The following is a 20,409-nucleotide window of genomic DNA, read 5'->3' as shown; positions in this document are numbered from 1 at the left end:
AACGTTCTTCAGGCATGTTTGGGCACGAGAGGCAAGCCGTCATCGCCCTGCTGACGTGTCCGTCCCCGGTGTTTCGCCGGCACTAGGACGCGCTCAGCGGCTCGCGACCGAGCAGGCGCAGCGTCAAATTGCGGAAGGTCCTGAGGATGGGATACGCAAACCGCGAGACGGTCGGCGATGAGAACGCAAGCGCGTTGAGCCTGTTGAAGACGCCCGAGCGCGTGCTCATCAATGCCAGGCGATTGATGCAGGCTGCCCCGGAGTAGACCTCGCCGCCTTGAATGAGCGCCATCTCCTGGTCGAGGACAACGCCAGCACGCGCCACGTAATCGACTGCGGCATGAGGCGTGCGCGCATCGATGAGCTCGACGTGTCCGAGCGTATCGCGCAGCCGAAGCAGCTTCACGTACTGCGAACAGAACGGGCACTGGCCGTCGTAGACGATGTAGGTTTTATCGGTGGGCAACATCAAAGCGTTCAACCGTCCTGCCGACGACCCTTTTCACCACCTGGCCCTCGCGCAACTGATAGCACGCGGATTCAATTACAAGATTGTAGGCACGAACGTCCTTCAGGTCCAGGCGACCGAACTCGGGAAAGAGATAGGGATTGCTCGGGTGATGGTGAATGCGGAAATAGAAGTTATTTTTTCCGAGTGCCGCCGCCCGGTCGAGCATTTTGTCGTGATGGGCGCGGACAAAGCCCCCAAGCTTGGCCAGCCGCATCTCACGCTGTCCCGCTGTCTCCTCGCCTTTGGCAGGACCGCTTTCGGGGGCAGGGCACGTGCCCGACGTTAACTGTCGCGTGTAGTCGCGGACCGTGTTCCAGTTGCTAGGTCCGTAGTGGCCGGAGCGGGGGAGCGTATCGACGTACCCTAACGAGACGCCGTACGAATGGCTGAGGAAGAACGATGCCGGTACTCGGACCTCGCCGTTGTCGGTGACTGCCTCGAAATAGATCTGCCGCGCGTCGGCGACGTCGAACCATCCGAGCCGCGCCGAACCGTAGAGCCCGGCCCATGGGTTGCCGAGCAGAATCGTGAATACGCACGCGGCTTTTGCGGCTTGCGAAATTCTTTCCTTGAACGCATTTACGGCAAGCAGGATCGTGAAGTTGTTCCAGATCCAGGTCCAGAAAAGGATGCCACCGAGGACGTAGATCCCGATGTGCATCAAGTCATAGAACAGGGTGGTTACGACCAACCAGCTTCGCCGCAGCACACACGCGATGGCAAACAACTGGAACCCGACGATCAGGATATTCAGCGGCACGATCATCAGCGCCGAGCCGGAATGCGCGACATCGACGAGAAACGGAAACTGGCCAAAGACTAGCGTTCCCTTGTCGATCGCATAGGGAATTAGGTTGTGCGTCTTGTTTTCAAGCGGCCATGTCCAGAAGTAGGGGCCGACTACGATCTTTGCCACGCCCGACCAGAAATAATTGCTGAGATGCAAACCGAAGCCGATAAATGCCAGCGTTTGCTGGTGTCGCTGCTGCTCGAATGATGCTCCGAGACGGCTCGCGATCAGGCGAAGGCCGATCGGAAAAACGGTCAGATAAACGGCCATGTCGACCATGTACCGGATATCGAGCGTCGAGGAGGGAATACCGGATATCGGCGCGATCAAGGCCGTCGTCGAGATGATGTAAATCGCGACCGGGATGTTGAGGGCGGGAAAGACAACGCTCGCGACCGCCAAGCCGACCACGAGGTAGTAGGCATAGCCGATGTAAGCGGCCGCGCCGGAGAAAGCCGGATCCGAGAGGGTGTAATCTGGCCGCTCGAACAGAAGGTACGCGAGCATCCCCAAGCTTGAAGAAATCAGAGCTATCCTCAAGAGCGGGATGAAGTGCGTCCCGCGGACGCGTAAGAAAGGTATGGCCATCAGGGTCGCCGCGCCGATCGGCAGAAATCCGACAGCCGCGCTTTGCGTCGCCGCGAATTTGTAGAAGGCCTTTACGGAGCTGTTGAACAGACCAATCGACAGCAGCGAGACAATAACCAAGCCAGCGATACACGCGAGCTCGATCGCAGCCCGCCTTTTTTCATCGGGGGCTTCGAGTTCCAGCACGCCAGAAGACATGGATCCCCTCCGTTCCGCAGCCTCCGGTGCTTGCGGCAACATGCAGAACGCTTCACCGCATTCGTTGCTAGGCAGATTGAAAGACTAGCGGGCGGATCATCGGCGGGCAAAGATGAAGAGTTGCCCAGAAGTCAAACCGTTCGCGGGTGTTGCAAAGCTGCGCGCCGCCTTGGCACGGTGCTTGTTCAGTAAAGGTTCGGAATTTTGGGGGGCAACCGGTCTCTATTTAAGGCAGCCCAGCCAATACGGACTGGCGCTCGGCGCCAAATAAGACGCCGTTCAAACTGCTACATAAAACGTTTGGTGTGGTGGTGCCCCTGGCCCGACTCGAACGGGCACGTTGTTGCCAACAACAGATTTTGAGTGTTCTGCGAGCGTGGTACGGGCGGCCGGACTCGAACCGGCATGTCTTTGAAGGACAATGGCTTTTGAGGCCACCGCGTCTACCGTTCCGCCACGCCCGCCTTCCACACAGCGGGGCAAGTGCTACAGCGTTTGCCACGGCTTGAAAAGGTCTACCGTGCAGGTAGATAGTTTTAAATCAGCGGACGTGAACGGGCAGGCCAAACACACCTGTATCAATCTCGACCTTGTTCCCAATGTCGACGGTTCCGGTGACATTGACGGTCCCTACCACCCCGACATCGTTGCCGATGTCGACAGTGCCTTTCACATCAACGGTATCGCTAATCTCCACCGTGCCTTCCACGTAGCAGGGGTTCATGATGCTCTCTCCGCACGAACTTCCTTGAGCGATTGCGGGGCCGAAAACGGCAGAGCCCCTCACTGCGATCAAGCAAAGGGCGACGGCAATCACGGTAAGCACGGCCTTGGTGTAAAGATCGATCATGGCAACTGCGCCTCCCTCCTGGCAACTTGAACGCTTCGTCGTCTCGCTCCGTCGCGGCATTTCGCAACTTGTGGTATTTTAACGAGAATCATGGAGGCGGCTATGTCCATTCCACGCGATCTACTTCACGGCTTAGCGGGCTGGTGCGAAGACGAACGAGACCAATTGCAGTTCTATGCGGATCGAATTGCAGGCGGCAGCATGAAAACAGGTCACAATGATGGGTCGGGTTATCGCGACACCTCGGAAGCGACGCTTGCTGACTGCCAAGCCAGGGTCGCTTACCTGACAAATTTCATTTTGGAATTACGGAATCGATCCGCATGTGCGCGAACCCTGTAGTTAATCTGCCTCTACCAATCGCGTTTGCTACACGATTTGCCACAGGAAGCGGGGTGCACGAAAATTTGCTCGATTAATTCAACAGTTCGACCGTCCGCTAAGTAGATAGGGACGAAAGACTTCCAGTCTGCTTGTGGCAAGATCGCTGAAATAACTGCGGTAGATTGCAAATCTTTTTGAGTCTGCCGCGTCTACCGATTCCGCCACAGAGGCCCTCGCATCAAGCCTCTGCCTCTAGCCGGGCTCCGCCAGGGATGCAAGCCTTGCCTCGGGCCGCCCGGCGATGTCCCACGCCGTCTCAGCATCCTCGGCCCAGAGCGGAGTCTTAACGGCCGGGCACTCGGCTTATCAGGAGGCTGTCAGGCACGGGCCGCTATCGATCCTCCCACCCGACACTGCGGAAGGAGGCCGATCATGAACGATACCTACGCGCCGCACGCGCAACCGATCAACAGCACGCGCGAAGAGCCGCGCGCCGCCCGGCGCGACGAATATGTTCTGCGCTTCGACCGGAGCACCCCTCTCGTCGCCGCTGCGGCGTTTGCCGTCGGCGTGCTCGTCGGCTTCGTGCTCGACTAGGGCTTGCCGGCCGTCTACCGCCACGAATAGGTGACGCGGCCGGTGCCGTGCACGTGCTCGGCGATCTCCACCCGATCGCCGACGTGCGGGTCGGTCTTCTTCATCGCCATGACATGCACCTGGCGACCGTCGTCGAGCTTGACGTCGACGGAGAGGCCTTCCTCGTTGGCGCGGATCGTGCCGCCCACCAGCGGCCCCACGGCGGAGACGATGCCCGGCACGTGGCGCGTCTCCACGGTGGCGTCGAGACCGGTCGCCCAGATGCCGCCCGCGATGCACACCAGAATGGCAAGGCCGGCGGCCGCCCACTTGGCCCGGTCGAGCCAGAGCTGCCGCTCAAGCCGGCGTCTCGTTTCCTCGCGCATGCGCGTCCCCCTGCGGGGCCGTTCCAGCCCCTTGTCCTTATCGCGAGGTCATATAATCGGGATTGCCCGCTGCGTCACGTGATCCGTGCGGAGCAGGTGGCGCAGCGCCCCCGCAGCTCGAGCGTCATGGCCCGCACCGTGTACTTGGCCCGCTTCGCCCAGCCCGCCAGCGCCTCGACCGCGCGCGGCTCGGAGAACTCGGACACCGTTCCGCACTCGTCGCAGATGGCGAATACCGCCGCGCCCTGGTGCTGGTGGTCCGACTGGCCGCAGGCGACGAAGGCATTCAACGACTCGAGCCTATGGGCGGAGCCGGAGGCGATCAGCCGGTCCAGCGCGCGGTAGACCGTCTGCGGCGCAAGCGTTGCCTGATCGCGCAGCCGATCGATGATCTCGTAGGCGGAGACCGGGCGGCCGGATTCGCGCAGGGCGGCAAAAATGAGCTTGTCCTGCTCCTGCGCCGGGCGGCGCTTGGTGACTTTCCGGGCCATGCGTTTCCCTTCGAGGCGGTCGCGTTTAATAAGTGTACCATAGGCGGTCAAGGCGGGTCAGAGACCCCGCCCTCGGCCCGGGGGGAGGCCTTAACTCTTTGGCGGGCAAAGCGGCTCGATTGCCATTCCGGGGCGGGACGGCTATAACCCGCCGATCTCAAGCATGAGCGTGAGACCTGCCCGGCACCCTTGGAGGCCGTGCGCAGTAGGTGGGCCTATCATAAGGCCCTTTTTTCATTGGAGAAAATGCCATGACCGAGATCATTGAGATCAAGGCCACGGCGCGCCCGCGTGCCGGCAAGGGGGCCGCACGCCAAGCCCGTCGTGAGGGGAACGTTCCCGCAGTCATCTATGGAGAGAACGAGCCCGCAGAGATCATCGCCATCAACGGCAACGATCTGTGGAAGCAGTTCATCAAGGGCCATTTCACCTCGACAGTGCTCGACATTGCGGTCGGCGAGCGGAAGGTCCGCGTCATTCCCCGCGATATCCAGGTGGATCCGGTCAAGGATCACCCCATCCACGTCGATTTCCTGCGCATCGGCAAGGACGGCATCATCCGCGTCGCCGTGCCGGTCCGCTTTACGAACCACGCTCTTTCGCCCGGCCTCAAGCGCGGCGGCGTGCTTAACATCGTCGCCCACGACATCGAGGTCTTCTGCCCGTACGACCGCATTCCCGATCACTTCGAGATCGACCTCGAAGGGCTTGAGATCGGCCGCTCGATCCACGTCTCCTCCATCGCGCTGCCCGACAACGTGCGGCCGGTGATCGGCAACCGCGACTTCACCATCGCGACCATTGCCGGCGCCAAGAAGGAAGACGAAGAGGCCGCCGGCGCTGGCGGCGCAGAGGCTGCGGCTCCGGCCGGCGATGCCAAGGCTGCGGCGCCCGCCAAGGGCGGTGCCGCTCCGGCCGCGGGCAAGGCTGCACCGGCCGCCAAGAAGTAAGACGCCGAACGAGAACAGGCCGGCGGCGCCAGAGGCGTTCGCCGGCCTTTCCTTATCATCCAAGGCTTTGCCATGAAGCTATTCGTCGGCCTCGGCAATCCCGGCAGCGAATACGCCGGCAACCGTCACAACGTCGGCTTCATGGCCGTCGACGAGATTGCGAGCGCGCACGGCTTCGGCCCCTGGAAGCGCAAATTCCAGGGTCTCGCCGCAGACGGCGAGATCGGCGGCCGGAAGGTGCTGCTTCTCAAGCCCACGACCTACATGAACGAAAGCGGCCGCTCGGTGGGCGAAGCCGCGCGCTTCCTCAAAATCCCGGAAGCGGACATCGTCGTGTTCTACGACGAGATCGATCTCGCGCCGGGGAAGCTCAAGGTCAAGACGGGCGGCGGCAACGCCGGGCACAATGGCCTGCGCTCGATATCAGCCCATCTCGACAACGATTACGTGCGCGTGCGCATCGGCGTCGGGCATCCCGGCACCAAGGAGTTCGTGGCCCGCTGGGTGCTGTCCGATTTCGCCAAGGCCGACCAGGAGTGGCTGGCGCCTCTTCTCGCGGCGATCGCGGCTGCCGCGCCGCGGCTCGTGCGCGACGATCAATCCCGCTTTCTGACCGATGTCGCCAAGGCGCTTGGCGAAGAGGCTGACCCGCGCAAGAGCAAAGCGCGAGGAGATGCTGGAAGCGACACGGCAAAGGACGCGCCGGCCGCGCCCAAGAAGCCGCGCGCGCATCCCGCGGGCGAGCGGGCCGGCAAGAGCGCCAACGCGCTCGCCGAAAATCTCAAGAAATGGCTCGCCGGCCGCAAACCGGACGCTTGATAACTGCGCGGGCTGCGCGGCGGCTGTCTCGTCTCTGCTGTAAACTCAGGCTATATCCGATGTGGAGCCGGTGGGGCCTGTCGAAGCAGCAGCCAGGGGGAGCGGCGCATGTCTCTTGATGCAGCGGAGTCCCAGGACGAGTCTCAGAAGTCTAAGAGACTTCGCCAAGCGTGGGGCACCTACAAATGGTACGACCGCATCGCGAGCTGGAACGACTGGTATAACTGGATCGCCTCCTTCTTTCAGACCAAGGCCGGCGCAGCCGTGGTGCTCGGTTCGACGGCGGTGATCACGACGTCCGCCGTGCTGGTGCACAATGCGGTCATTGATCCCTACGCGGAGCCCTACGTTCAGACCGAGATCGCGCCGCTCGCCGAGCCCATGCGGCAGACGCGCGGCACGCTCATCTACGCCATCGAGGGACACGACAAAGCGGGCCGGCGCGGGACCTTCGACGTGGTGGTGGCGCGCAAGCAGTTCCTGTGGGTGCGCGGCAGTGCCGACCAGCTCGAGAAGGACGGCCGCGTGATCAGCGGTGACGAGCTTGCGCGCGACGTGCTCGATCAGGAGGTGCGGGATGGGCTTGCCAACGCGCAAGAGATTGTCGCTGTCGGCACCGCGTCGCAGGAGGGCGATCCGGCGACCGAGAAAGCACGCGCGGGGCGGCGCGCGGCACGGACAGCCGATATCGTCGACACCGCCATCGACGCCGAGATCCCGATCTCGACATTGAACCTTGGGCAATACCGCGAGGCCCGAGCGGCGAGCGCATCCGGCACCACCGACTGGCAGCGACCCTTCATGGTCATCGCCGTCAAGGAGCTCGAAGACGACGCGGTCCTCGCCGAAGCGCTGGCCGACGCCATGAGCGGCAAGGAGCAGCTGCCCAGTCCCGCGAGCTATTCCGCCTTCGAACTCAGCAAAGTGCACTGAGATGCGGGCGTCTGCCGATCCGCGTCCCTTTACACGTTGATCGGGGCGCCCTCTCGGTGTAGGGCGACCCCAGACAAATCGAAGGCAATTCTCTCCATGGGCTTCAAACTCGGGATCGTGGGCCTGCCGAACGTCGGCAAGTCCACCCTCTTCAACGCGCTAACGCAGACCGCGGCTGCGGAAGCCGCCAACTATCCGTTCTGCACCATTGAGCCGAACGTCGGCGAGGTCGGCGTGCCGGACGAGAGGCTCGACAAGCTCGCGTCGATCGCCAAGTCCGGGCAGATCATTCCGACGCGGCTGACCTTCGTCGACATCGCGGGCCTGGTGCGCGGCGCGTCGAAGGGCGAAGGGCTCGGCAACAAGTTCTTGTCGCACATCCGCGAGGTGGATGCGGTGGCTTACGTGCTGCGCTGCTTCGAGGACAACGACATCACGCACGTCGAGAACCGCATCGATCCTCTGGCCGATGCCGAGGTGGTCGAGACCGAGCTGATGCTCGCCGACATGGAGAGCCTTGAGAAGCGCGTCGCGACGGTCGAGAAGAAAGCCAAGAGCGGCGACAAGGATGCGAAGGCGCAGCTCGCGCTCATGGAGAAGGCTCTGGCGCCGCTGCGCGAGGGAAAACCGGCGCGCATGGCTGACATCACGCCCGAAGAACGCCCCGCGTTCGCGGCGCTGCAGCTTCTGACGTCAAAGCCCGTCGTCTACGTCTGCAACGTGGAGGAAGCGTCTGCCGCGACAGGGAACGCCTACTCCGCGAAAGTCGAGGAACAGGCAAAGGCGGAAGGCGCGGTCACGGTGGTCATCTCGGCCAAGATCGAATCCGAGTTTGCCGGTCTGCCGGCCGAGGATCGCGCCGAGTTTCTCGCCGAGATGGGCCTCTCGGAGCCGGGCCTCAACCGGCTGATCCGCGCCGGATACCAGCTTCTCGACCTCGTTACCTATTTCACGATCGGCCCCAAGGAGGCACGCGCCTGGACCATTTCGCGCGGCACCAAGGCGCCGCAAGCGGCGGGCGTCATCCACACGGATTTCGAGAAGGGGTTCATTCGCGCCGAGACCATCGCGTACGAGGACTACGTGGCGACCGGCGGCGAGGTGGGCGCGAAGGACGCCGGCAAGATGCGGCTCGAAGGCAAAGAGTACGTCGTCCGCGACGGCGACATCATGCACTTCCGCTTCGCGAACTAGAGCAGCCCCACTCTTCCGGCGGGCCGCTCGTGGGCGCGCAGCTCGCGATCCGGCGACGTTTCGTGATAACATCTCCCAAAAACTCGGGAGGTTACGATGAAGCTCAGCCGCACGCTTTATCTCGTTGCCGCGCTGTCTCTTTCCGCTGGAGCCGCGTTGGCCGAGGCTGCCAACCCAGCGCTCAGCGCGGACGACTGCCGCGCCATCTGGAATACCGCTGCGGGACGCAGCGATCTCTCGGCCGATGGCGCCAAGCCCTATATCGACGACTTCGAGGCCGTCGATACCAACCGGGACAAGAAGATCTCGAATGCCGAATTCAAGGCTGGCTGCGCGGCCGGCCTAGTGCACGCGTTCCGCAAGCAGCAGTAGGTGCGCGGCGCGGGTGCCGAGCCTAGCGATACCTGCGTGACGGCGGACGCGGGCGGCCTTCGAATTTGAGCCCCATCATGCGGCCTTTCATCCAGGCCACCGAGCAGGGCACCTCGTGCTTCTCGGACTCGAAGTAGAGCCTCAAGCCGTCGATCAGCAGGCTCGGCTTGATCGGCTCACCGAGAACCTCGACGCGTGCGCCGCCTACCGACAAGTCGCGGAACATGCAGGCGCGCGGCGTGATCAGCTTATCGGTGTAGACGTAGCCGCTGCGCATGCGCTGCGGGATACGCCGCACCCTGCGATTGTCCGGCCCGGCCGTGCCTCGGGCGCGGCTCGCGCGCGTTTCCTTGCCGAACAGAACGCGCCTTATGGTGTCGAGAAACGACATTGGCGACAAAATCCACGTCAACATGACGGGACGCAGCGTGAGCGAGCGCCCGCGTCCCTGTGTACTATCAGCTAACGAATTATATGCGCCGCAGGTTGAAGATTGGTGAACCGAGTCCGGCGCTTAGATCCGCTGGACCAGCCAGTCGGCAAGCGGCCCCGGCAGCAGGCGCCGGCCAGCCGCGGCGAGGTAGGTCGGCACCGTCACCATGTAGTGGCGCCTGGGGCGCGGGCTCTCGACCGCGTGGACCAGCTTCTGCGCCACCGCTTCCGGCTCGAGCTTAAAGGTGGATTTGCCCCCGTTTTCCATTGCGGCAAGGCGAGCGCGATACGTCTCGCGGTGCGGTGAGCCCTCGATATCGATCGAGGTGCGGAAATTGGCGAGCGCGTGCTCGACGAAGCGCGTGCGGATCGGGCCGGGCTCGATGACGGACACGTGGATCCCGGTGCCGGCCAGCTCGTGGCGCATGGCGTCGCTCAGGGCCTCGAGTGCGAACTTCGAGGCGCAATAGGCCCCGCGATAGGGTACCGACACGAAGCCCAGCACGGACGAGCATTGCACGATGCGGCCGCGGCCGGCTGCGCGCATGGCCGGGATCAGGCGGCGCGTGAGGTCGTGGGTGCCGACCACATTGACCTCGAGTTGCCGGCGCAAGAGATCCGGCGTGATGTCCTCGACGGCGCCGATCTGGCCGTAGGCTGCGTTGTTGAAGAGCGCGTCGAGATTGGCGTCGACAAGCTGCAAAGCGTCGAGCGCGCAACGCGCGATCGAGTCCGGATCGGCAAGCTCGAGGTGCAGGGTCTCGACACCGACTTCACGCGAAAGCCGCTCCCGATCCTGCTCCGTGCGTGCGGTGGCGAGCACGCGCCAGCCGCGCGCCTTCATCACGCGCGCCGCAGCAAAGCCGATGCCCGACGAGCAACCGGTCATGAGGATGGATTTCTGTGTCATGAGGCAGCATTAGCGGCGCTGCCGCGCGAAGGGAAGCTTTCGCGCGCTATTCCGGCGGGCCGCCCATGAAGAAGTAGACCGATCCCGTGAGGGCCATCACGCCGGGGCCGAAGGTGAGCTTGGACGGATGTCCGTAACAGCGGATCTTCTCGGCCGCGTGAGAGTCGAACGACAAGAAGATGCCGTTGACGCGGAAGCTGTCCTCGGGGACCTCGAATGTGCAGCCCTTCGAGACAAACAGGTCGCGCATGAAGGCCTGCAGCGCCTCGCCCGCGGTTCCCTTTCCGGGATTGGCGATGGCTTCGAGAATGGGACGCGCGGCGTTCTTGCAGCTCACGTAGCGACCGGCCTGCAGCTCGCACGAGGAAAACCAGGTGCGGCCAGCGCCCGGCTTGAACGGGTCGGCGCCCGTCAGTCCCTCCTGGGCTTGTGCGGATGCGAGGGCGAGCGGGAAGAGCGCCGCGACCAGGACAACGACAGCGCGCATTGGAACTTTTCCTCGTTGGCGGGGAACACTTGGAAGCGATCCGTTCATGATAAGCCATTGCTTAGGAAAGGAAAATCAACTGCGCGCGAGCTGATTTCCAGGGTCGCGAAGACGGCCGGCGCCTACTGGGTCAGGCGGCCGGTCGCCGCGTAGATGCGGTCGATCAGGTCGCGGCCGACGCGGCTCGCCATCTCGTCGTGGACCGGCGTCAGGGCCGCGATCCAGGCGGCGCGTTCTTCAGGCGTTGGCTCGTGGAACGTCGTGTGACCGTCCGCTTTCATCTCCTCAAGCGCCTGCGTGTTCTCCTCCAACGCGAGGCGGTTGGCGACCGGTGTCGTGTCCGCGATCGCGCGCTCGAGCTGTTCCCGGATGTCGGACGGCAAACCCTGCCAGAAGCGCGCGTTGGAGATCACGGCGTAGCCGAGGTAGCCGTGGTTGGTCATGGTGGCGTGTCTCTGAACCTCGAACATCTTCTGCGTGTACATGTTGGCCGGCGTGTTCTCTGTGCCATCGACGACGCCGGATGACAGGCCATGGTAGGCCTCGGAAAATGCCATCACCTGCGGCAGGCCACCCATCGCCCACATCTGCGCCTCAAGCACCTTCGAGGCCTGGATGCGCATCTTGAGGCCCAAAACGTCGTCCGGACCGTAAAGCGGGCTGTTGGCGGACAGGATCTTGAAACCGTTGTTCCAGTACCCGAGCCCGACGAGCCCCTTGGATTTGAGCTTGTCGAGCAGCTCGCGGCCAATCTCGCCTTCGGTGATTTTGGCGAGCGCCTGATAGTCGGCGAAGATGTACGGCAGATCGAACACCTCAAAGGCGCGGATGCCGAGCGGGCCGAACTTCGAGACCGATGGGGCGAGCATCTGCACGGCGCCGAGTTGCAGCGCCTCTAGCTCCTCCTTATCCTTGTAGAGCTGCGAATTTGGATAGAGTTCCACGCGCACTCGTCCGTTCGTGTAGCTCTCTGCGAGCTTCTTGAAGTGCTCGGCCGCACGGCTCTTATGCGCCTGCGGCGCGGCGACGTGGCTGAACTTGATGACGATGGGCGGCGCCTCGGCACGCGCCGGCGAAGAGAGCGCGAGCCCGAAGCTGGTTAGGATCCACAAGGCACGACGCATGGCGGGCTCCCTCACTCGCGGTTGACGATTCGGCTCTCGACCTGGGCTTTCTCCTGGACCCTGCGCCCTCGATCCCAGTCGCGCTCCAGGCGGCGCGTGACGCGAAAAACACGCTTGGCGCGCCGGCGATCCTCTCTTGAGAGGCGTATGCAGCAGCAGGAGAACTCGGGGCTCCGCGCAACCCGTACCATCAGCTCGCGCTGTTTGCGAATGACGTCCTCGGGTATCTCGCGGGGCATGGAGCTCAAATCCTCTGGTCAACGCCGTTTCCTTAGGGATCGGACTGCGTCAGCCGTAAGCGCGAACAGCTCGCCTTCGCTTTGCTCCGTGTCCAGCCAAAGAAACGGCAGATCGGGGTATTCGGTTTCAAGCGCCTCGCGCGCCTGACCGACCTCGACGACGATCGTGCCCCAGGGCTCGAGATGCGCTGAGGCACCCGACAGAATGCGGCGCACGAGGTCGAGCCCGTCCTCACCACCCAAGTGCGCAAGCTCAGGCTCGGCGCGATGCTCGGGCGGGAAGGCCGCGACCGCTGCGGCCGTTACGTAGGGGGGATTCGAGATGACGAGGTCGTAGGCCCTGTCACCGAGGGCAGAAAAGAGATCCGACTTGTGCAGTGCGACGCGGTCGCCGAGCCCATAGTCGGCGACGTTGCGCTTCGCGACCTCCAAGGCATCGGGCGAAATGTCGACCGCATCGACGGTGGCGTTCGGAAAGGCCAGCGCGGCCAGAATTGCGAGGCAGCCAGATCCGGTGCAGAGGTCGAGCACGCGCGTGACGCCCTCCGGGTCCGCGACGACAGCCGACAGGCTGTCCTCGCTCAGGAGCTCGCCGATGTAGGAGCGTGGGACGATCACCCGCTCATCCGTGTAGAAGCGGTGGCCCTTGATCCAGGCGGCGTTAACCAGATAGGGCGCGGGCTTGCGCGTCGTGATGCGTGCGTCGATCAGGGAAGCGATGCGCGCGCGCTCGGCGCGCGTCAGGCGGGCCTCAAGCCAGGGCTCGAGCTGGTCGATCGGCAAATTGAGCGCGGTCAGGATCAGAAACGCCGCTTCGTCGAGCGGCGTCTCGGTGCCGTGCCCGAAAACGAGGCGCGCTTCCGTGAAGCGGCTCGTCGCGTAACGCAGCCAGTCGCGGAGCGTTACTAGATCCTCCAGGTCGGCGCTCGCGGGGGGACTCTGGGACTGGCTCATAGGTTCTCTGGTGTTCACGTGTTCGCAAATTGAAGCCCGATGTCCGGCCTCGCGATTGGCGTCCATTTAGAGCGGAACCCCGCACCCTGCAAACCCCGCAGATGTGCAGGTTGCCGCGGCAATCGCCAATAGATTCACCTTCATTCAATTACGCACCTGCGAAGCCACCTTCGCCTCGCGTCATCGTGTCCCCTTCTCGCGACCCGCTTGGCGAACCACACACAAACGGCCAATATCGCCCGCAGCTTGGCCCGCCTTGCAATGGGGCCGGGTCAAAGAAACGTCCATTCGGAGGGAAGCCCGTGACGGTGAAATCAGATATCGAGATCGCACGCGAAGCCAAAACGAAGCCGATCGCGGAGGTGGCGGCCAAGCTTGGCATCCCGGCCGATGCACTCGTCCCTTACGGGACCACCAAGGCCAAGGTCTCGTTCGATTTCATCAACGCGCTGAAGACGCGTCCGGATGGCAAGCTGATCCTCGTCACGGCCATCAGCCCGACGCCCGCCGGCGAGGGCAAGACGACGACGACCGTCGGCCTCACGGATGGCCTCAACCGCATCGGCAAGCGCGCCATGTGTGCGTTGCGCGAGCCGTCGCTCGGGCCGTGCTTCGGCGTCAAGGGCGGCGCGGCCGGCGGCGGTTATGCGCAGGTGGTGCCGATGGAGGACATCAACCTGCACTTCACCGGCGACTTCCACGCCATTACCAGCGCGCACAACCTGCTCTCGGCGCTGATCGACAATCACATCTACTGGGGCAATGCGCTCGGCATCGACAGCCGCCGCGTCGAGTGGCGCCGCGTGCTCGACATGAACGACCGCGCGCTGCGCTCGATCGTCAACTCGCTTGGCGGCGTCTCGAACGGCTACCCGCGCGAGGATGGCTTCGACATCACCGTCGCGTCGGAAGTGATGGCCATCCTGTGCCTCTCGTCGGATCTCGCCGATCTCGAGAAGCGCCTCGGCAACATCATCGTCGCCTATACGCGCGACAAGAAGCCCGTTCGTGCGCGCGACGTGAAGGGCGACGGCGCCATGACCGTGCTGCTCAAGGACGCGCTGATGCCGAACCTCGTGCAGACGCTCGAGAACAATCCGGTGTTCATCCACGGGGGTCCGTTCGCCAACATCGCGCACGGCTGCAACTCCGTGCTCGCGACCCAGAGCGCGCTCAAAGTCGCCGACTATGTAGTGACGGAAGCGGGCTTCGGTGCCGACCTCGGCGCCGAGAAGTTCTTCGACATCAAGTGCCGCAAGGCCGGGCTCGCACCGTCTGCGACCGTGATTGTCGCGACCGTGCGCGCGCTCAAGATGCACGGCGGCGTCGCCAAGGACGACCTCAAACACGAGAACGTCGCGGCGGTCGCCAAGGGCTGCGAGAACCTCAAGCGCCACATCGAGAACGTGAACAAGTTCGGAGTGCCGGCTGTGGTGGCGATCAACCGCTTCATCACCGATACGGACGCCGAGATCCAGGAAGTTATGAAGGCCGCCGAAAGCCTCGGCACGCGTGCCTTCATGTGCACGCACTGGGCCGACGGCGGCGCGGGCACGGAAGCGCTGGCGCAGCACGTGGTCGAGGTCGCGGACTCGGGCAAGGCCGCATTCAAACCGCTCTATGCGGACTCGATGCCGCTGCGCGACAAGGCCAAGACGATCGCCACCGAGATCTATCGCGCCGCCGACATCTCGTGCGATTCCGCCGTCGAGAAGCGCTTCAAGGAGCTCGAGGATATGGGCTTCGGCCATCTGCCGGTGTGCATGGCGAAGACGCAGTACTCGTTCTCGACCGATCCGACGAAGCGCGGCGCGCCGACCGGGCATATCGTGCCGGTGCGCGAGCTTCGACTCTCGGCGGGCGCCGAGTTCGTGGTCGTCATCACGGGCGAGATCATGACCATGCCGGGCCTGCCGAGGGTGCCGGCTGCCGACAACATCCGCCTTAACGCGGCGGGCCAGATTGAGGGCCTATTCTAAGCGGTTGTTCGGGGGGCGGCGCTCACACCGTGTTGAGGAGCGCCGCGACACCCGCGACCAGCAGAAGAATACCCAGCGCCTCACGACCTCCGAGGCGCTGGTCGAATATCCGGCGCGAGACGAAGAGCGCGAACAGGATCTCGACGAGCGCCACCGTGCGCACGAGCGCAGCGCTCTGAAGCGCAAACGCCAAAAACCAGAACTGAGACGCTAAGGCCCCCATGAAGCCCGCGAACAGCGAGGGGCGCCAGGCGCGTGCGATCGCCACCAGCGTCTGCCGATCGCGCACGGCGAGATAAGCAGAGAGGACCGCGGTCTGGAACGCGAGCGCGATGGCGAGCGCCACGGTCGCCGCTGTCAGGAACGACGGTCCGCCGAGGGCGCCGATGCCGCCGCGATAGCCGATGGCGGCGAACCCGAACAAAGCGCCAGCGCCGAGGCCAAGCAACGCCGACTGCAACGACGGCGCGCGTCCGCCGTGGCTCGCGCGCGGCCAGGACATCAAAAGCACGCCCAGCGTCGCGACGGCGATGGTGGCCATCATCGGTGCCGTCAGGGGCTCATGCAGAAACGCGGCGCTCGCGAATGCAACCCACACCGGTTCGACCTTGGCCAGTGCCGTCGTGACGATGAACGAGCGCTCGCGCATGGCCGCGAGCATCAAGGCGGTTGCCGCGACCTGAGACAGTGCGCCACCGCCGATCCAGGCGAGCGCGGTCGCATTCGGCGCAGGCAGCGGATCGGGCGAGACGATGGCAATCAGCGCAAGGAAAAGGAGCGAGAATGGAAGGCCGAACAGGAAACGGACGTGGGTCGCGCCGATGGTGCCGAGCGTCTCGATCAGCTCGCGCTGCATGGCCGTGCGCGCCGTCTGCGCGGCAGCGCCGATGACGGTGAAGACGATCCACAGCCAGGCAGGCGCGACCATGCGAGCATTTCCATAAAAAAGGGGCCAGACCGGTTGGCCTGACCCCGATTGGTGCAACCGATCCTAAGATCAGCCTTTGTCCTCGAGCAGGCGGCGGGCGATGACCTGGGCCTGAATCTCGGCCGCGCCCTCGAAGATGTTCAGGATGCGGGCGTCGCAGAGGACGCGCGAAACCGGATACTCCAGTGCGAAACCGTTGCCGCCGTGGATCTGCAGCGCGTTGTCGGCGTTGGCCCAGGCGACGCGGGCGCCGAGCAGCTTCGCCATGCCGGCCTCGAGATCGCAGCGATGACCTTCATCCTTCTCGCGGGCTGCGAAGTAGGAGAGCTGGCGCGCGATCATGGTCTCGACCGCCATCATCACGACCTTGTTGTAGACGCGCGGGAAGGCATAGATCGGCTTGCCGAACTGGTTGCGCTCGAGCGCGTACTTGAGGGCCAGATCCATAGCGCACTGGGCAACGCCGACGGCACGTGCGGCCGTCTGGATGCGCGCGCCCTCGAACGTGTTCATGAGCTGCTTGAAGCCTTGGCCCTCGACTCCGCCGAGCAGGTTCTCGGCCGGCACCTCGAAGCCGTCGAAGGAGATGTCGTACTCCTTCATGCCGCGATAGCCGAGCACCTCGATCTCGCCGCCCGTCATGCCCTTGGCCGGGAACGGCTCGTCATCCGAACCGCGCGACTTCTCGGCGATGAACATCGAAAGACCCTTGTAGCCCTTCTCATCGGGGTTCGTGCGCGTCAGCACGGTCATGATGTCGGCGCGCACGGGATGCGTGATCCAGGTCTTCTGGCCGGTGATCCTGTAAACGTCGCCGTCCTTGACCGCGCGCGTTTTCAAGGACGCGAGGTCGGAGCCCGTGTTCGGCTCGGTGAAGACAGCCGTCGGCAGCCACTCGCCGGTGGCGATCTTCGGGAGATACTTCTCCTTCTGCTCGGGCGTGCCGTTGTTGTGGATCAGCTCGCCCGCGATCTCGGCGCGGGTGCCGAGCGAGCCGACACCGATGTAGCCGCGCGACAGCTCCTCGGAGACGACGCACATGGCGAGCTTGCCGAGGCCGAGTCCGCCGTACTCCTCCGGCAGCGTCAGGCCGAAGACGCCGAGCTCGGCAACCTTCTCGACGATCTCAAGGGGGATGTAGGCGTTGGCGAGATGCCACTCGTGCGCATGCGGCACGACCTCGGCCTCCGAGAAATCGCGCATCTGCTCGTGAATGGCAGACATCGTTTCGTCGAGACCGGAGTTGCCGAACGTCGTCGCGCCCTGGGCGTGCTCGATCAGCGTTGCAAGCTTGGCCTTCACGCTCTCGGCGCTGCCTGCTGCGACGACATCCGCCACGGCGTCTTCGTATTTACGGATCTCAGACTTCGGGACGCCGAGCGCCTCGGGCCGAATGATCTCGAGCTGGCTCATGGGGATGCCGCTCGCGACCTGGGCGCCATACTCGCCGAACGCGGCGAGCAGGATCAGCTGCTCGAACTCGCCGAACGAGCCTTCCTCCTGAAGCCTCGCGGCCCACAGGTTCATCTGACGCAGCGCCTCTACCGTGGTGGCGAGCCAGGCGAGGCCATGCGCCGCATGCTGGGCCGCGTCGACGCCGCCCGCCTCGCTGACCTTGCCGCGAACACCGTCCTTGGCGAGAGCGAGAATGCGGTCCGCGGCCTCGACCACCTCGGCTGTCCGCGCGATCAGACGCTGCGGGCCGGCTTCGAGAAGGTTGTTGTCCGCCTTGACCTCAACAGCCGTCATCGCTTTCGTCTCCTCCGCTCGCCACGTTTCGGGCAATGCTTCCCTCGGCGGGCCCTGCCCTGCCGTTTTTCACGACGCCATCTGCAAATTTCCGAGCCCCGGCGTCAAGACACTCTCGCGCCCCAGCGACACAACGCACGCGCACCGAGCATGTTGCCCGTGCGGGCGCCAGGTTATTAACGGCTCGGGGCATTTCGACGCCAGGCGTTGCCTTCAGGACATGGACCTCGAGGTGCGCCTTGGACTAGGGTCCTTTCGCTTTCATTGTATCGCGAAAAAGACCCTAGCGCGTTGTTTGACCGCGTTTCTCGTCGGAAAAGCGGTTTCCACTTTTCCGGAAGCGCTTTAGGGTCGCGACCCGAAACCTGACCAAGTCCCCATCAGATTGCCCGTCGATGAAGCGTTATCGAACCCTGCTGACCGCCATCTACCGCCTCTACGAGCACTCGGGCTTTGCCATGGCGGGCGCTGTGGCCTTCTCATTCGTGGTCTCGCTGTTCCCGTTCTGCATTTTTCTCGGTGGACTGGCGGGTCTCTTCGGTGGACGGGAGCTGGCAGCGGTGGCCGTTGCGCAACTGTTCCAGAACCTGCCGCCTGCGGTGGCGGAAGCGCTGGCGCCGCAGGTCGACGCCATCATGGGCCGCACGCGCATCGACCTTCTGACCTTCGGCGGGTTTCTTGCGCTCTTCTTCGCGACCAGCGCTGTCGAGACGCTGCGGGCGGCGCTCAACGGCGCCTATCGCGTGACGGAAACGCGCTCCTATCCCGCGTGTCTCGCGCTCAGCATGTTGCTCGTGCTGATCAGCGGCGCCTCCATGCTGGTTCTGACCTGGGCCGTGGTCGTGGGGCCGGCGTTCGCCGCGCAGTTCGAGCCATCGTGGGTGGAGCCTTCGTTGATCCGATCGCTCCTCGATTCGACGTGGCTCGCACCGGTGGTTCGCTACACCCTTGGCGCGGCCGTGATCGGCGTCCAGCTTCTCGCGTTCCATCTCTGGCTCGCGGCCGGCAAGCGCCGCCTCGCCGACGTGTGGCCCGGCGTCGCGCTCTCCGTCGTGCTCTGGCTCGCGATCGCGGGCTTCTATTCCTACTATCTCTCGATCAGCAACTACGCGCGCTTCTATGCAGGCCTGTCGCAGCTGATGGTGGCGATGATCTTCTTCCAGGTTACCGCCGTGATCATCCTGTTGGGTGCCGAGCTCAACCGCGGCATCATGGAGTTCAAGAAGCTCGCAAATGGGAACCACTAACCTTATCGGCTTTCGTTGAACCGCGGACGTAGGGACGCGAGCGTGGGGCGGAGCTGAGACATGCAGGGGAAGGCACAATGGAGACCAACCGAGAATCCTCTGCACAGACCCTGACCGCCTGGTACTCGATCTGGTGGCGACCTCAAGCGACTATCAAGGCTCTCCTGCGACGCGATGTCAGAACGACTACGCTGATTCTGGCCGCGCTGGCGGGAATCGCTACGACGATCGGCATCGGCAGCATGGCCCCCAATCTTCACTGGTTCGCCTTGACTACCGGCGCCGTTCTGATCGGTTCTGTCTTCGGTCTCTTGGCGCTTTATGTCGAAGGCGCTCTCCTGGCGTGGACAGGCCGTCCCTTGGGAGGTAGGGCGAGCCAAAGTGCCCTACGCATGGCGATTGCCTGGGCAGAGCTGCCGAATGTCGCGGCGCTCTTGATCATCCTCGCAACGTTCGCTGTATTCCACCAGGAGTTCCTGCGCGCCTACGCGCGTGTGTCGGGCCTAGGGAGTCCGATCCTCGACGCCGTGATCGTTGTCCTGGCTCTGCTGTCGCTGTGGGCCATCCTTCTCCGCGTCCGAACCGTGGGCGCAGTACAGCAGTTCGGTCTTGTCCGCTCGGTCACCAATGTGGCTGCAGTCCTGCTCATGATGGCTGCGGCAGCCCTCTCGATCCGGACCTTCCTGTTCCAGCCGTTCGTGATCTCGGCTGGTTCCATGGAGCCGGCGCTCCGCATTGGAGACTACGTTTTCGTCGACAAGCGCAGCTACGGTTACAGCCGTTATTCTTTTCCGATCGATGCGCGCTTCGAGGGCCGGCTCGGCGGCAAAGCGCCGGCCCGCGGTGATCTCATCGTTTTCAAGCTGCCGAGCGATCCCAGGATCGATTACGTCAAGCGCATCATCGGACTGCCGGGCGACGAGATCCTGATGGAAGGCGGCGTGTTGCACCTCAACGGCAAGCCGGTGCCAAAACAGAGGTCCGCAGACTTCGCATCCTCATCATGGCACGGGGCGAACGATACGATCCTGGCCTTCGAGGAGAGCTTGCCCGAAGGCAAAACAATCACTGTCCTCGACAGTGAGCCGGACGGCCCCTTCGACACCGCCGGGCCGTTTCGCGTTCCGGCCGGCCACTATTTTGTCATGGGCGACAACCGCGACAACTCCGTCGACAGTCGGGACCCACAACAGGTCGCTCTCATCCCCGCCGACCTCGTCGTGGGGCGCGTGTCTCTGATCTATTTTTCCGCGGACGAACCGCGCGAGACGGAGTCTATCGCGAACGCGTTCGCCAACATCCGCTGGAGTCGGATGTTCCTCGCTCCAGAATAAGAAAGCGCGGCAGTGACGCCGCGCTTTCCTGTCGTTCCTTGGTT

The 20,409-nt window shown here is 63.8% G+C and carries 22 protein-coding genes and 1 tRNA gene; 9 read left to right on the top strand and 14 right to left on the bottom strand.

The features are described from left to right. Positions 1-82: 82 nt before the first annotated feature. From CS1GBM3_RS16430 to CS1GBM3_RS16415, 4 genes are all read right to left on the bottom strand, one after another. Complete coding sequence (locus CS1GBM3_RS16430) at positions 83-469, bottom strand: DCC1-like thiol-disulfide oxidoreductase family protein (RefSeq protein ID WP_072396587.1); 387 nt, start codon at positions 467-469, stop codon at positions 83-85. Beyond that, a complete protein-coding gene (locus CS1GBM3_RS16425) occupies positions 453-2,087 on the bottom strand; it encodes a hypothetical protein (RefSeq protein WP_072396586.1) in 1,635 nt (544 codons plus the stop codon). The genes CS1GBM3_RS16430 and CS1GBM3_RS16425 overlap by 17 nt, the downstream gene beginning before the upstream one ends. Positions 2,088-2,464: 377 nt before the next feature. Next, a tRNA-Leu gene (locus CS1GBM3_RS16420) sits at positions 2,465-2,551 on the bottom strand. A gap of 77 nt (positions 2,552-2,628) precedes the next feature. Then, a complete protein-coding gene (locus CS1GBM3_RS16415; protein WP_072396585.1) occupies positions 2,629-2,937 on the bottom strand; it encodes a hypothetical protein in 309 nt (102 codons plus the stop codon). Between the two features lie 756 nt (positions 2,938-3,693). On the opposite strand from CS1GBM3_RS16415, the gene CS1GBM3_RS19865 reads away from it, so the two are divergent. Continuing rightward, entirely contained in the window at positions 3,694-3,858 is a 165-nt protein-coding gene (locus tag CS1GBM3_RS19865) for a hypothetical protein (RefSeq protein ID WP_171946514.1), read from the top strand. A gap of 14 nt (positions 3,859-3,872) precedes the next feature. Here the strand turns inward: CS1GBM3_RS19865 and CS1GBM3_RS16410 are convergent, their stop codons facing one another. Continuing rightward, entirely contained in the window at positions 3,873-4,223 is a 351-nt protein-coding gene (locus CS1GBM3_RS16410) for a hypothetical protein (RefSeq protein ID WP_072396584.1), read from the bottom strand. A gap of 74 nt (positions 4,224-4,297) precedes the next feature. Next, on the bottom strand, positions 4,298-4,714 hold the full coding sequence (locus tag CS1GBM3_RS16405) for a Fur family transcriptional regulator (protein WP_072396583.1): 417 nt from the start codon (positions 4,712-4,714) through the stop codon (positions 4,298-4,300). A 251-nt stretch (positions 4,715-4,965) separates the two neighbouring features. Between CS1GBM3_RS16405 and CS1GBM3_RS16400 the strand changes: the two genes are divergently transcribed. From CS1GBM3_RS16400 to CS1GBM3_RS16380, 5 genes are all read left to right on the top strand, one after another. Next, complete coding sequence (locus CS1GBM3_RS16400; protein ID WP_072396582.1) at positions 4,966-5,664, top strand: 50S ribosomal protein L25/general stress protein Ctc; 699 nt, start codon at positions 4,966-4,968, stop codon at positions 5,662-5,664. A 72-nt stretch (positions 5,665-5,736) separates the two neighbouring features. Further along, entirely contained in the window at positions 5,737-6,483 is a 747-nt protein-coding gene (gene pth, locus CS1GBM3_RS16395) for an aminoacyl-tRNA hydrolase (RefSeq protein WP_072396581.1), read from the top strand. Between the two features lie 108 nt (positions 6,484-6,591). Continuing rightward, positions 6,592-7,416: a hypothetical protein gene (locus CS1GBM3_RS16390; RefSeq protein WP_072396580.1), complete on the top strand. Its 825-nt coding sequence runs from the start codon at positions 6,592-6,594 to the stop codon at positions 7,414-7,416. Positions 7,417-7,512: 96 nt separating this feature from the next. Beyond that, positions 7,513-8,610 (top strand): redox-regulated ATPase YchF, encoded by a 1,098-nt coding sequence (gene ychF / locus CS1GBM3_RS16385; RefSeq protein WP_072396579.1) that lies wholly within the window; start codon positions 7,513-7,515, stop codon positions 8,608-8,610. Between the two features lie 96 nt (positions 8,611-8,706). Further along, positions 8,707-8,982 carry a hypothetical protein gene (locus CS1GBM3_RS16380; RefSeq protein ID WP_072396578.1) on the top strand — a complete coding sequence of 92 codons (276 nt, stop codon included), beginning with the start codon at positions 8,707-8,709 and terminating at the stop codon, positions 8,980-8,982. Positions 8,983-9,004: 22 nt separating this feature from the next. Here the strand turns inward: CS1GBM3_RS16380 and CS1GBM3_RS16375 are convergent, their stop codons facing one another. The 6 genes from CS1GBM3_RS16375 to prmB all read right to left on the bottom strand — a co-directional run bounded on the left by CS1GBM3_RS16375 (position 9,005) and on the right by prmB (position 13,128). Continuing rightward, the gene (locus tag CS1GBM3_RS16375; RefSeq protein ID WP_139247953.1) at positions 9,005-9,373 is read right to left on the bottom strand and encodes a PilZ domain-containing protein; all 369 of its coding nucleotides are present in this window, start codon (positions 9,371-9,373) and stop codon (positions 9,005-9,007) included. 123 nt (positions 9,374-9,496) lie between these two features. Next, positions 9,497-10,324: an SDR family NAD(P)-dependent oxidoreductase gene (locus CS1GBM3_RS16370; RefSeq protein ID WP_072396576.1), complete on the bottom strand. Its 828-nt coding sequence runs from the start codon at positions 10,322-10,324 to the stop codon at positions 9,497-9,499. Positions 10,325-10,370: 46 nt separating this feature from the next. After that, positions 10,371-10,811: a hypothetical protein gene (locus tag CS1GBM3_RS16365; RefSeq protein WP_072396575.1), complete on the bottom strand. Its 441-nt coding sequence runs from the start codon at positions 10,809-10,811 to the stop codon at positions 10,371-10,373. A gap of 122 nt (positions 10,812-10,933) precedes the next feature. Continuing rightward, the gene (locus tag CS1GBM3_RS16360) at positions 10,934-11,935 is read right to left on the bottom strand and encodes a TRAP transporter substrate-binding protein (protein WP_072396574.1); all 1,002 of its coding nucleotides are present in this window, start codon (positions 11,933-11,935) and stop codon (positions 10,934-10,936) included. A gap of 11 nt (positions 11,936-11,946) precedes the next feature. After that, entirely contained in the window at positions 11,947-12,174 is a 228-nt protein-coding gene (locus tag CS1GBM3_RS16355) for a hypothetical protein (protein WP_072396573.1), read from the bottom strand. A gap of 18 nt (positions 12,175-12,192) precedes the next feature. After that, positions 12,193-13,128 (bottom strand): 50S ribosomal protein L3 N(5)-glutamine methyltransferase, encoded by a 936-nt coding sequence (prmB, locus tag CS1GBM3_RS16350; protein ID WP_072396572.1) that lies wholly within the window; start codon positions 13,126-13,128, stop codon positions 12,193-12,195. A gap of 302 nt (positions 13,129-13,430) precedes the next feature. Between prmB and CS1GBM3_RS16345 the strand changes: the two genes are divergently transcribed. Continuing rightward, positions 13,431-15,107, top strand: a complete 1,677-nt coding sequence (locus CS1GBM3_RS16345) for a formate--tetrahydrofolate ligase (RefSeq protein ID WP_072396571.1) — start codon at positions 13,431-13,433, stop codon at positions 15,105-15,107. A gap of 22 nt (positions 15,108-15,129) precedes the next feature. Here the strand turns inward: CS1GBM3_RS16345 and CS1GBM3_RS16340 are convergent, their stop codons facing one another. Together CS1GBM3_RS16340 and CS1GBM3_RS16335 are read right to left on the bottom strand one after the other, a co-directional pair. After that, on the bottom strand, positions 15,130-16,035 hold the full coding sequence (locus tag CS1GBM3_RS16340; RefSeq protein WP_072396570.1) for an EamA family transporter: 906 nt from the start codon (positions 16,033-16,035) through the stop codon (positions 15,130-15,132). Positions 16,036-16,104: 69 nt separating this feature from the next. Beyond that, positions 16,105-17,784 (bottom strand): acyl-CoA dehydrogenase family protein, encoded by a 1,680-nt coding sequence (locus CS1GBM3_RS16335; protein ID WP_072396569.1) that lies wholly within the window; start codon positions 17,782-17,784, stop codon positions 16,105-16,107. Between the two features lie 395 nt (positions 17,785-18,179). Here CS1GBM3_RS16335 and CS1GBM3_RS16330 point away from each other — a divergent pair, with 395 nt between their 5' ends. Both CS1GBM3_RS16330 and lepB read left to right on the top strand, forming a co-directional pair. Next, positions 18,180-19,031, top strand: a complete 852-nt coding sequence (locus CS1GBM3_RS16330; protein WP_072396568.1) for a YihY/virulence factor BrkB family protein — start codon at positions 18,180-18,182, stop codon at positions 19,029-19,031. Positions 19,032-19,108: 77 nt separating this feature from the next. Next, the gene (gene lepB / locus CS1GBM3_RS19620) at positions 19,109-20,365 is read left to right on the top strand and encodes a signal peptidase I (RefSeq protein WP_139247952.1); all 1,257 of its coding nucleotides are present in this window, start codon (positions 19,109-19,111) and stop codon (positions 20,363-20,365) included. Positions 20,366-20,409: the final 44 nt, after the last annotated feature.

The sequence above is a fragment of the Hyphomicrobium sp. CS1GBMeth3 genome (genome assembly GCF_900117455.1).
Taxonomy (GTDB): domain Bacteria; phylum Pseudomonadota; class Alphaproteobacteria; order Rhizobiales; family Hyphomicrobiaceae; genus Hyphomicrobium_C.
The sequence above is the reverse complement of the archived record's forward strand: the minus strand, read 5'-3'. Positions and strand labels throughout refer to the sequence as shown.